The following is an 11110-nucleotide window of genomic DNA, read 5'->3' as shown; positions in this document are numbered from 1 at the left end:
TTGTGAAGGAGGTTTGGATGTATGGTAGCTCAACTAAACGGGAAAGTAATGAATCAGCTTGCGATTTTTTTAAGTATTTTTATAATTATTAAGTTTGTAGCCGATGTAACAGGTCTTACGCAATCACTAGGTATGTATTATTTAGGCACGCTTAGTACAAATATCGCTTATATAGCATTCGGTCTAGCCGTAATTTTTACTATATTGGGTATTAAAAAGGAATTAAGTAAGTATGCAATTATTTCAGTATGTTCAGCGATAGGGATTCAAATCTTATACGCAGTAGTTTTTGTGATTTTATGGGTGTTGGCAGGTACGCCTTAAAGGGGGGATGATTATATGAGTATCGAAAATATAAGATTGATAAATGTAAATGGTAATAATCTTTTTGTAAAAATATTAGGACAAGGTGAGCCTATTGTGTTTCTTCATGGAGGGCCTGGAAGTGAACACCGTTTTTTTCTTCCCTATATGGCTCCACTAGCAGAAAAATTCCAATTAGTTTTTTACGATCAAACAGGTTGTGGAGAATCGGAAGCACCAAAGAATAATCAATATTCTATGAGAGATGAGGTTGAAAACTTAGAAACACTGCGTGTGCAATTAGGGTTTGAAAAAATAAATGTATTAGGTGAATCATGGGGATCGATGCTTGCATTATTATATGCAACTACATATCCTGAACGAGTGAATAAGTTACTTTTAACTGCTGCGATAGGAGTTAATGTAAAGGGATTAGAAAGATTTGGTGAAGAACTGCAGAAGAGGTTAACGGAAGAAGATAAAGTAATCATTTCTGAAGTAAGCGAGAAGATTAAAATAGGAGAGGCTTCTATATACGAGATGTTACAAGTGTTAGATCCGTATTATGTATTTGCTACGAAAACTTTAACTTATAAACAGAAAACAACTTTTAGTAATGAAGTTAATACGATACTAGGTGCAGATATGGTGAAAAATTATGATGTGACTAAACATATAAAAAAGCTCTCGAAAATTCCAATATTAATTGCGCAAGGAAGTCATGATATTTTAACTCTTGCTACTATAAAAGAACATTTTACAGAATATATACCTCATATAGAGTTTGTAGAGATTGCAAACTGCGGACATTGGACGGTAGTGGAACAGCCAAAACAAATGTGTAATATCGCATATAGTTTTTTTGAGAACTAAGAATAAGAGCGTAACTCCCATATAACTCAGGGAATTACGCTCTTATTCGTTCAATGATTTAGTCTGAAATTACTTGAAACGCTTTTCTACATCGATCTCTTTTTTGCAGTCTTCTTTTATATTTTTTTCTATCACGTTTTACTCCTTGTATATACATAAGTAAGCTAACGAAAAAGAAGAAAGCACATTGAATCATTAAAATATATGGTGACATGCCTTGCAATGGTTGCTTTGGGTCATATAAATGAATAGGTGCCCCGCCTATTGTAGGGAATATTGTATTTAGTAGGACGTACGGAATGGAGTTAACTGCAAATGGAAATAGAATCGCCATATAGTCCTTTTGTGACCATGCAGATGCAGCGAGTCCTAAGAGGGCCATTAAACCTGCAAATAAAAAATTAATTCCGATATATACCGTAATGTAAGTGAGAGGCGCATCGAAGTATAGGTTTGCGAACATTCCATCCTCATTTATGATGCCAGAACCAATCGTAGGTGTTCCGTCTGGAATGGTTAATTTGCAAAATAATAATGATAAGATGAACGGAAATGTATAAAGAAATCCTCCGCAAAAAAACGTAACGATATATTTCGTTATTGAATAAGGAAATAACGAAATTCCTTTACTTACGAACGGTTTAAAACCATCTGACTTATCGGAATTGTAACTTGTACTAAAGGGGAAACTCGCAATAACTGGCATTAATAATAAATAAACATCCATTTCATTGTCACGAAATCCAATCCATTTTATATCTGTTGATATAGGTCCGCTCGCAGCGTCTCCTAAATAACGAATGACATAATAATAATGATAAATACAAATAAGAACGAATCCACTAAACATAATAATTAAAGAAACACGATTACAAAAAGCTTGCTTTATATTTAAACGAAGCGCACGCATCATGACTGAAAAAGCCTCCACTATTTTGATAAACTTGTCTATTTTCTATATTACTATTATTTGTAAAGATTTTCTTGTTTTTTATTTGATTATTTGAAAAAAGGGAAATTTGTTGTTGTGAAGTAAGGTTTAGTTGTATATCTTAAGAACACCTTTTCCTTTTCTCTTTTCTTCTGATAAACTATGGACAGTATGATACAACTTGACTGGAATTTTTTATACTGGAAATAATAAAAAAGAGAACTTGTATAGAATGTAAGCGTGTGGTAATATCAAAGATGTACTAATTGACTATATTATTCAATTGGTCATTTTTGGAGGTGATGATGTGGCGATAGATCGAAAACGTTCTATTATTGAGGCTGCAACAAAGTCTTTTTCAGCATTCGGTTATAAAGCAACAACGATGGATCAAGTAGCGAAGTTAGCGAATGTAGGAAAAGGAACGATTTATACTTTTTTCAAAAATAAAGAAGAGCTATTTGGCGAGATTATTTCTAATTTAATTACAGAAATGAAGCAAGTTGCAGAAAATGCAATTCGTTCAGATGTTTCATTTTTTGAAAATGTACATAGAGCATTATATAGCATATTAGAATTCAGAAAAGAACATCAGCTCATGATTAAGTTAATTCAAGAAGAGCGCGATATGGGAACGAAAGAAGTACAAGAAGTGATGCAACAAGTAGATGTGGAAATCGTTTCTGTCATTCAATCGTATTTAAAGATTGCGATTGATAAAGGTGAAATTAGCAAATGTGATCCAGAAATTACAGCATTTATTATGCTTCGCTTATATGTATCGCTTATTTTTGATTGGGAAAAAAATCATGAACCGCTAGAAAAAGAAAAAATTGCAGAATTATTTGAACTTTATTTATTAAAAGGATTGTCAAACTAAGATAATCCTTTTATTATTATAAAAAGTGACCAATTGAACAAAATGGTCATATATTTAATTTAGGAGGGATAATAGAAATATTCACTTCATATTAAGAAACAGTTGCATAGTATAAATTCGGGGATAAGGCATATGTATGAATCAATATAGCCTTTTTGTTTGGGTAAAAGTGACCAATTGAACAATTTGGTCATTTAAAAAAGGGGGAGAAATGATGAAAGGAAATCAGTTACTTCGTAAAGAGTTCACACAAATTATAAAAAGTAAAAAAATATTAATTCCAATTATCGCGGTTCTATTCGTACCAATTTTATATGCAGGTATGTTTTTATGGGCCTTTTGGGATCCGTATAAACAGTTAGATGATTTACCAGTTGCGGTAGTCAATTTAGATAAAGGGGCAGTATTTGATGGGAAACCAATTGAGGTCGGAAAAGGGCTCGTTGATAATTTAAAAGATAATACCAGCTTTAAATGGGAATTTGTAAGTGAAAAAGAAGCGAAAAAAGGAATGGAAGGCAGAAAGTATTACATGTTAGTACGCATTCCAGATGACTTCTCAAGTAACGCTACAACGTTATTAAAAGACGATCCGAAGCCATTAAACTTAGAATACATTCCAAACGAAAGCTTAAACTTCTTATCTTCCCAAATTGGCGGAACAGCCATTGAAAAAATTAAAGGTGAAGTAGCAAGTACGTTAACGAAAACATATGCAGAGAAAATGTTTGATTCCATTCAAGACGTCTCAAAAGGACTAGCAGATGGGGCGGAAGGAGCAAGTAAACTACATGACGGATCAAGTGAGTTGCATGATGGTTCAAGTAAAGTAACGGATGGACTTCATACACTTCAAGGGAAGTCTGGGGAGATGAAGGATGGAGTTCAGAAATTAGCAGATGGATCTAATAAATTAGTAGATGGGTCAGGAAAAGTGACAGCAGGTTTAAATACGTTAAATAGCAAAAGCGGTATAGGGAAATTACAAGATGGATCCGGAAAAGTAACAGACGGTTTAAATACGTTAAATAGTAAAACCGGTGAAATGCAAAAAGGAATTAGTGAATTGCATGATGGATCTGAGAAAGTAACTAACGGTTTGAGCATATTGGTAAGTAAAACAGGTGAATTAAAAACAGGAACAACTGAACTATCAAATGGTATGGAAAAACTTGCGGGAGGGCAAAGGCAATTAGAGGAAGGTTCTCAAGAGATTCAAAAGGGTTTGCAAGAGTTAAATAATAAAGTACAAAGCTCTGTTGCAGGATTAGGGGAAATGCAGTCGAAAGTTCCTTCTATATTGAATACAGTAAATGAGAAAATAGATGGAGCTGGGGCGAATGTAAATCAGTTAAATGAACTTACACAATCAACAGCAGGAGATGCAAAAAATGCAACGCAAGATGTAGCGAATTTACAAAAGCAAATTGAAAGTTTACCAAAAGAATATCAAGAGCAGTTACAACCATTCATAACAAATGCGGTAAAAAGTACAGCGACAGTTCAGCAAAAAGCTGCCGGAGTAGCAGGCGGAACAAATAAATTAAATGAAGAAGTAAAACAATTAAAAGGCGAAATCAGTGAAAAGACAAGTGGGATGCAAAGCAAAATGCCGAATCCAGAAGATGTAGGAAATTTAACGAGTGGTATTAAAAAATTAACGAATGCACAAAACGAATTTGTAAGTAAGTTTCATGGATTAGGTGAAGGGTTAGGTAATGCTAAAGTAGGTGTAGATCGATTAAAAAACGGATCAGGGCAATTAATTGATGGGGTAAATCAATTGTTTGATGGATCTGGAAAGGTAACAGAAGGCTTAGGAACATTATCTGTAGGAGCAAACCAAATGGCAGGTGGAATAAATCAATTAGCAGATGGCTCAAGCCAAGTGACAGGCGGTTTAGGAACATTATCTGTAGGGGTAACAAAATTAGCAGATGGATCTGATCAAGTAACAACTGGCATAGGTACTCTAAATGGTGGTCTAAATAAAATGTCAACCGGCTCAACCCAGCTAATCGACGGAGTTAATAAACTAGCGGACGGTTCCGGAAAAGTAACGGATGGCCTCGTAAAAGTAAACGATGGTTCAGGTGAACTTGCTGAGAAACTTGGCGAAGGGGCAGAGAAAACTGGTGAAGTAAAAGGAACGGATAAAACGTATGATATGTTTGCAAGTCCTGTAAAAGTGAAGACGGAGAAAATGGCGGAAGTTCCAAACTACGGAACTGGATTCACACCGTATTTCTTATCACTCGGTTTATTCGTTGGGGCATTACTATTATCAATCGTATATCCATTACGTGATACAGTTGGCATTCCAAAATCAGGATTTAGCTGGTTTATTAGTAAGTTCGGCGTTTTACTATCAGTCGGTGTTATTCAAGCGGTAGTAGCTGATGTTATATTACTGTTCGGATTAGGTGTAGAAGTACAAAGTATTCCATACTTCATACTCTTTAGCATCGTTACAAGTTTAGCGTTTATCGCATTAATTCAATGTTTAGTAACAGCATTCGGTGATGCAGGGCGTTTCATCGCTATCATCACATTAATTATTCAGCTTACAACAAGTGCTGGAACATTCCCGCTAGAATTGATTCCGAAGTTTTTACAACCATTTAATGCTTGGTTACCGATGACATACTCTGTATCTGGATTGAAAGCAGTCGTATCTAGCGGAGACTTTAACTTCATGTGGCAAAACATAGGAATACTCATGATTTTCATCGTTGTATTATCACTTGGAACAATCGCTTCATTAACGTGGATGCATAAACGACAGTTTAAAAATATTGCTGAAAATCAATCGGTTGAAGCATAGAAAAAAGCACCTTTTTGGTGCTTTTTTATTTTAATATAGGGCATTTTTTCTGTAGTTCGGATAGGAATCTTTCTAAAAACTATAGAAACGAAAGAAAAGGAATTACAACAATTTACAGAGAAAACTAGAATAGAGGAGCTGATATGATGAAAGGAAATCTTACTTATTATTTTATCTTAAATCCGCTAATCATCTTTCTTGTTTACGCCCTTTCACCTATCTTGTTTCATAAAGAAAAATATATAAATATGAAAGATGCACTAGGAATACTTGTAGTTTACTATGTGTTAATTAGTGGGTATTACCTTATGGATGTTGTAAGTGAAAGAATGAAGAAGGATAGTAAGGACAAACAATAAAGTTTTATTGTATAAAAATCAATGGAGGACAATAAAATGACTGAAAGTGAAATGAAATTTAGGGATGCGACCATTCGTAACTTTTTTGATAAAGAGGATCGTTTAAAATCGATTCCAGGTCAAAAGAAGAAAAAACTAGTATTGTTGGAGCATTTAATTAGCAAGTTAAATGCTGATAATCAATATACAGAAAAAGAAATGAATACATTTATCAAACAATATCATGATGATTTTTGTACAATTAGACGTGAATTTATTGTACATGGGTTTATGGATAGAGAGGCTAATATGTACCATATAAACGGGAGAGAAGTTTGGACGAAGTGGGAGGAGTTAAAATAATGAATTAGAGGGGGGATCCCCACTGATTATGAGTTTGTGCTAATCTTGCATTTCCTGCGTAGTAAGTCTATGAATTCTTCAATATTTGAACTTGTAATGTATCCCAGTGTTATATATTCATCTTCGTAGTAAAATATTATTTTTTTATCAAAGATTCGTCTCTTCGTTTCTATGGATAGAATTTTTTCATAATCAAATTCGGCAATTAATGTGTTTTTATATTGGCTAAAAAAGAGAAGTCTTCTATTAGTAGTAAGTAGCATGCCTGGATACGGAACATTATACGTAATCATATAGCCAGTAAGTGAACAATTTAAAGTGGATAAAATTGTTTCTTCTTTATGTAATAGTTGTTTTGCAGTGGTTAAAATTGGATTCATTGTATACATTCCTTTTACATAGATATAAGAATATTGTATCAAAAGTGAAAAGATGCTCAATATGTAATGTTGCATATTGAGCGTTTGATAGTTTGAATATTATTTTTTAAAGAAAAAGGTACGAGGTGATTTAATGATACGATTAGCAAAAGAGACTGATGCAGAAGCAATTATGGATATTAGAAAAGAAATTATATTATCGAAAACTACTACAAAGTTTTTCATAGTATCTCCAAAGAAATTACCAAATGATACGAATGCAGAAAGAGAAAAGATACGGAAAAGTAATGAGAAAGGCAATCTTTACATAGTTTATGAAGTAGATAATAAGGTGGTTGGCTTTTTACTGTTCAATCGATATGAGCTAGACCGCTTACGACATGCAGGTACAATGGGAATGGGAATTAAGGAGGCGTACTGTAACCAAGGCATTGGTACGAAGTTAATTGAATTTCTTATTCGTTGGGCTAAAGAGAAGAAAGGTTTAGAGAAAATTTGCTTAGGCGTAGTTTCTGTTAATGATAGGGCGATTAAGGTGTACAAACGTATGGGATTTGTAGAAGAAGGCAGACAAAGAAAGCAAATTAAATATGAAGATGGATCATATGGGGATGACGTATTGATGGGGTTTTATATTGATTAAAATTTGATTTTATAAGGGACATATTAATAAGCTGATGTGTATACGTAATGGTATGTACATCTTTTTTTATACCTACTGTAAACTTCTAAAAGTAGTATAAATTCCCCTCCCATTAGCATACTTTTCCCTATGTATAATATTAATATAGTAAAATCATAAGAAGCCGTATTGCAGTTTCCAATAATATACTATATAATCAATTTAAGAAAACGTTTTCATGCAAAGGGGGAGAATTTCGTGTCGACTATAGAGGACGTGGCGAAATTAGCGGGGTTATCAAGGACAACGGTTTCTAGGGTGATTAATAATCATCCATATGTTTCAGATGAGAAGAAAAAAAGGGTTCAATTAGCAATGAAGCATTTAGGTTTCGTTCCTAATTCTGCGGCGAGAAGGCTTCGTAAACAAAAGACGGAAACAATTGCGGTGCTAGTTCCAAGGATTACAAATCCTTTCTTCAGTAGATTTATTGAAGCAATCGAGATTGCTGCTTCTGAACATAAATATAAACTGATTATTTGTCAAACAAGATATTTACCAGAAAAAGAGATGGAGTACTTACAATTATTATCTACGAAACAAGTGGATGGGATTATTCTATGTTCACTAGAAAATCCATGGGAAGATGTAGAGCCATACTTACAACACGGTCCAATCGTGTTATGTAATGAATATATTGAGGAAGCAAATATTCCAACAGTGAAGTTCGATCATGCGCAAGGAGCATACATAGCTGCGAAGCATGTGTTAGAACAAGGATATCGTAATCTTATTTTTTGCCGTGGTAACGAAACCAAAGTGGTTAGCCAACAGCGAAAAATGGGCTTTTTACGTGCCATAACGGAAAAGAGCCGCCAAGTAGAAGCAATCGATTTTCTTGAAAACGCTTTCTCTTGGGAGGATGGAAAACGAATATTCCATGAAGTATTAAAGGACAAAAAAAATCCTACCGCGATTTTGGCAGGAGGCGATGAGGTAGCAGCTGGAATTATTTCAGAGGCGAAACGCCATGATTGGAGCATTCCAGATGATCTCGCTGTTATCGGTTTTGATAATCAAATTTTATCACAGATTACAGAACCAGGTATTACGACAATTGAACAGCCAATCGATGAGATGGCCCGAAAAGTTGTCGACCTAATGATGGATAAAATCCATACGAAAAATTATCGAAAAAAAGAATTGTATGAGTTTGAACTGGAGCTCTTGGTGAAAGGTTCAACGATGAAGGATACGATGTTATTAGCCTAGTAGACTATGTCTGCTAGGTTTTTTTCTGTTCACAAACTACTATTCTTCGTGAACGCAGTCATCACATTTGTTATGATAAGCTTCGTGCTGCTCATCAATTTCTTTCCCACAGTGCGCACAAGTTTTCGTCGGTAAATTTCTGAAAAACTCCATTGGTTGATCGATCATGTCAATCCCTCCATTTCCATTTCTTACTATCATTGTATTAGTACAAAAAATAAAAGTCAACAACTGTTTTATAACAAAATGAAAATTAATGAAAAAGTTTAGGAAATGGATTATAGTTAACAATGTAGGATGTAAGCAAAACATGCATTTCTACTCGGTTTTAGAAAGGATGGATACATATGAAAATGACTGTTGTCGGCTTTTGGGGCGGCTTTCCAGAAGCGGGAGAAGCAACGTCGGGGTATTTGTTTGAACACGATGGTTTTCGTTTACTTGTAGACTGTGGTAGTGGTGTACTAGCACAGCTTCAAAAATATATAACACCATCTGATATAGATGCAGTTGTACTTTCGCATTATCATCACGATCATGTTGCAGACATTGGGGTATTGCAATATGCGAGACTAATTACGAGTGCGACAAAGGGACAACTACCGGAACTACCAATATACGGTCATACATTTGATGAGAATGGATTCCATTCTTTAACGCATGAACCGCATACGAAAGGAATCCCGTACAATCCAGAAGAAACACTTCAAATTGGACCGTTCTCGATTTCATTCTTAAAAACTGTTCATCCTGTTACATGCTTTGCGATGCGTATTACAGCAGGTAATGATATCGTAGTGTACAGCGCTGATTCCAGTTATATTCCTGAATTTATTCCATTCACGAAAGATGCTGATTTGTTCATTTGTGAGTGTAATATGTATGCACATCAAGAGGCTGCAAAAGCGGGACATATGAATAGTACAGAAGTAGCAAGTATTGCGAAAGATGCAAATGTAAAAGAACTTTTATTAACGCACTTACCGCATACAGGCAATCCAGCTGATTTAGTAACAGAAGCAAAACAAATTTTCAGTGGCCATATTACGTTAGCGCATAGTGGCTACGTATGGAACTCATGAGGTGATACGATGTTATTTATTGATAATAAAGGGATTACAGATCCTAGAATAAACTTAGCGATTGAAGAATATTGTGTGAAGAATTTAGATATTAACGAAACATATTTACTGTTCTACATTAATGAGCCTTCGATTATTATTGGTAAAAACCAAAACACAGTAGAAGAAATTAATGCAGATTACGTAAAAGAAAAAGGTATTCATGTCGTTCGTCGTCTATCAGGCGGAGGCGCAGTATATCATGATTTAGGAAACTTAAACTTCAGCTTTATTACGAAAGATGATGGGGACAGTTTCAGTAACTTCAAAAAATTCACCGAGCCTGTAACGAAAGCGCTTGGTAAATTAGGCGTAAATGCAGAACTAAGTGGTCGTAACGACATTTTAGCTGAAGGCAGAAAAATTTCAGGTAACGCGCAGTTCTCAACGAAAGGTCGTATGTTCAGTCACGGTACGTTACTATTTGACTCTGAAATCGATCACGTCGTATCAGCGTTAAAAGTAAAAATGGATAAAATTCAATCAAAAGGAATTAAATCAATTCGTAGCCGCGTTGCGAACATTACAGAGTTCTTAAACGAAGAAATGACGACAGAAGAGTTTAGACAACTTCTTCTAGAAACAATTTTTGAAGGAGAGACAGAAATCCCAACGTATGAATTAACAGAAGAGGATTGGAAAGAAATCCACAAACTTTCTGAAGAGCGCTACCGCAATTGGGACTGGAACTACGGAAAATCTCCGAAGTTCAACTTACAACATTCACACCGCTTCCCAGTTGGACAAGTTGACGTTCGTCTTGAAGTGAAAAAAGGAACAGTAACAGAATGCAAAATTTACGGTGACTTCTTCGGTTCACTAGATGTGCATGATATTGAAGAACGTCTAACAGGCGTACAATTTGATAAAGATGCATTCACTACAGCTTTAGAAGGCGTAGATATCGCACGTTACTTCGGTAATATTACAACAGAAGATTTCTTACATTTGTTCTTCTAAAAATAAGGGAGGCTACCGTAACTGGCAGCCTCTTTCTTTTTGCGTAGATTGTCATGTTTTGTCGGTAAGTTGATATATTTAAAAAATCGCTGATATATTCCGAGTTACGACCGATATATTTGGAAAATCGCTGATATATTTCGAGTTGCGCTGATATATCTGAAAAATCGCCGATATAATTTTATATACAATAAAATCACAGGACATCTGCCTCTTATAAAGGAATATACATATTCAAAAGGA

At 34.8% G+C, this 11110-nt stretch carries 13 protein-coding genes; 10 read left to right on the top strand and 3 right to left on the bottom strand.

Annotated elements, in window-relative coordinates; translation table 11 throughout:
* The first annotated feature begins 21 nt into the window (after positions 1-21).
* Both AC0L0O_RS19395 and AC0L0O_RS19390 read left to right on the top strand, forming a co-directional pair.
* A complete protein-coding gene (locus tag AC0L0O_RS19395; RefSeq protein ID WP_473785908.1) occupies positions 22-324 on the top strand; it encodes a hypothetical protein in 303 nt (100 codons plus the stop codon).
* A 15-nt stretch (positions 325-339) separates the two neighbouring features.
* Entirely contained in the window at positions 340-1176 is an 837-nt protein-coding gene (locus tag AC0L0O_RS19390) for an alpha/beta fold hydrolase (protein WP_000021260.1), read from the top strand.
* Between the two features lie 58 nt (positions 1177-1234).
* Here the strand turns inward: AC0L0O_RS19390 and AC0L0O_RS19385 are convergent, their stop codons facing one another.
* Positions 1235-2089 (bottom strand): hypothetical protein, encoded by an 855-nt coding sequence (locus AC0L0O_RS19385; RefSeq protein WP_042511627.1) that lies wholly within the window; start codon positions 2087-2089, stop codon positions 1235-1237.
* Positions 2090-2414: 325 nt separating this feature from the next.
* Between AC0L0O_RS19385 and AC0L0O_RS19380 the strand changes: the two genes are divergently transcribed.
* From AC0L0O_RS19380 to AC0L0O_RS19365, 4 genes are all read left to right on the top strand, one after another.
* Positions 2415-2987, top strand: coding sequence for a TetR/AcrR family transcriptional regulator (locus AC0L0O_RS19380; protein WP_000963375.1), 573 nt, complete (start codon positions 2415-2417; stop codon positions 2985-2987).
* Between the two features lie 214 nt (positions 2988-3201).
* The gene (locus AC0L0O_RS19375) at positions 3202-5811 is read left to right on the top strand and encodes a YhgE/Pip domain-containing protein (RefSeq protein ID WP_000678095.1); all 2610 of its coding nucleotides are present in this window, start codon (positions 3202-3204) and stop codon (positions 5809-5811) included.
* A 143-nt stretch (positions 5812-5954) separates the two neighbouring features.
* Positions 5955-6170, top strand: coding sequence for a hypothetical protein (locus AC0L0O_RS19370; protein WP_002157388.1), 216 nt, complete (start codon positions 5955-5957; stop codon positions 6168-6170).
* A 36-nt stretch (positions 6171-6206) separates the two neighbouring features.
* Entirely contained in the window at positions 6207-6512 is a 306-nt protein-coding gene (locus AC0L0O_RS19365; protein ID WP_000140276.1) for a DUF2087 domain-containing protein, read from the top strand.
* A gap of 26 nt (positions 6513-6538) precedes the next feature.
* Here the strand turns inward: AC0L0O_RS19365 and AC0L0O_RS19360 are convergent, their stop codons facing one another.
* Entirely contained in the window at positions 6539-6892 is a 354-nt protein-coding gene (locus AC0L0O_RS19360) for a PH domain-containing protein (RefSeq protein ID WP_001068232.1), read from the bottom strand.
* A 133-nt stretch (positions 6893-7025) separates the two neighbouring features.
* Between AC0L0O_RS19360 and AC0L0O_RS19355 the strand changes: the two genes are divergently transcribed.
* Positions 7026-7535 carry a GNAT family N-acetyltransferase gene (locus tag AC0L0O_RS19355; RefSeq protein WP_000620029.1) on the top strand — a complete coding sequence of 170 codons (510 nt, stop codon included), beginning with the start codon at positions 7026-7028 and terminating at the stop codon, positions 7533-7535.
* A 237-nt stretch (positions 7536-7772) separates the two neighbouring features.
* Positions 7773-8786: a LacI family DNA-binding transcriptional regulator gene (locus tag AC0L0O_RS19350; RefSeq protein WP_000103718.1), complete on the top strand. Its 1014-nt coding sequence runs from the start codon at positions 7773-7775 to the stop codon at positions 8784-8786.
* Between the two features lie 39 nt (positions 8787-8825).
* Here AC0L0O_RS19350 and yhfH read toward each other — a convergent pair whose 3' ends face one another.
* The gene (gene yhfH / locus AC0L0O_RS19345; protein ID WP_000567010.1) at positions 8826-8954 is read right to left on the bottom strand and encodes a protein YhfH; all 129 of its coding nucleotides are present in this window, start codon (positions 8952-8954) and stop codon (positions 8826-8828) included.
* Between the two features lie 179 nt (positions 8955-9133).
* Between yhfH and AC0L0O_RS19340 the strand changes: the two genes are divergently transcribed.
* The gene (locus tag AC0L0O_RS19340) at positions 9134-9868 is read left to right on the top strand and encodes an MBL fold metallo-hydrolase (protein ID WP_000784654.1); all 735 of its coding nucleotides are present in this window, start codon (positions 9134-9136) and stop codon (positions 9866-9868) included.
* Between the two features lie 9 nt (positions 9869-9877).
* Positions 9878-10867 (top strand): lipoate--protein ligase, encoded by a 990-nt coding sequence (locus AC0L0O_RS19335; RefSeq protein WP_000897260.1) that lies wholly within the window; start codon positions 9878-9880, stop codon positions 10865-10867.
* The last annotated feature ends 243 nt before the right edge of the window (positions 10868-11110 follow it).

This window comes from Bacillus sp. GS3m_15504 (assembly GCF_055825275.1).
Note: the sequence above shows the minus strand (reverse complement) of the source record. Positions and strands in the feature narration are given on the sequence as shown.

Excerpts from the sequence above, each read along its gene's own strand:
- AC0L0O_RS19375 (WP_000678095.1), top strand. The coding sequence starts at position 3,202 with ATGAAAGGAAATCAGTTACTTCGTAAAGAGTTCACACAAATTATAAAA.
- yhfH (WP_000567010.1), bottom strand. The coding sequence starts at position 8,954 with ATGATCGATCAACCAATGGAGTTTTTCAGAAATTTACCGACGAAAACT.
- AC0L0O_RS19355 (WP_000620029.1), top strand. The coding sequence starts at position 7,026 with ATGATACGATTAGCAAAAGAGACTGATGCAGAAGCAATTATGGATATT.
- AC0L0O_RS19340 (WP_000784654.1), top strand. The coding sequence starts at position 9,134 with ATGAAAATGACTGTTGTCGGCTTTTGGGGCGGCTTTCCAGAAGCGGGA.
- AC0L0O_RS19360 (WP_001068232.1), bottom strand. The coding sequence starts at position 6,892 with ATGAATCCAATTTTAACCACTGCAAAACAACTATTACATAAAGAAGAA.
- AC0L0O_RS19370 (WP_002157388.1), top strand. The coding sequence starts at position 5,955 with ATGATGAAAGGAAATCTTACTTATTATTTTATCTTAAATCCGCTAATC.
- AC0L0O_RS19335 (WP_000897260.1), top strand. The coding sequence starts at position 9,878 with ATGTTATTTATTGATAATAAAGGGATTACAGATCCTAGAATAAACTTA.
- AC0L0O_RS19365 (WP_000140276.1), top strand. The coding sequence starts at position 6,207 with ATGACTGAAAGTGAAATGAAATTTAGGGATGCGACCATTCGTAACTTT.
- AC0L0O_RS19390 (WP_000021260.1), top strand. The coding sequence starts at position 340 with ATGAGTATCGAAAATATAAGATTGATAAATGTAAATGGTAATAATCTT.
- AC0L0O_RS19385 (WP_042511627.1), bottom strand. The coding sequence starts at position 2,089 with ATGATGCGTGCGCTTCGTTTAAATATAAAGCAAGCTTTTTGTAATCGT.
- AC0L0O_RS19395 (WP_473785908.1), top strand. The coding sequence starts at position 22 with ATGGTAGCTCAACTAAACGGGAAAGTAATGAATCAGCTTGCGATTTTT.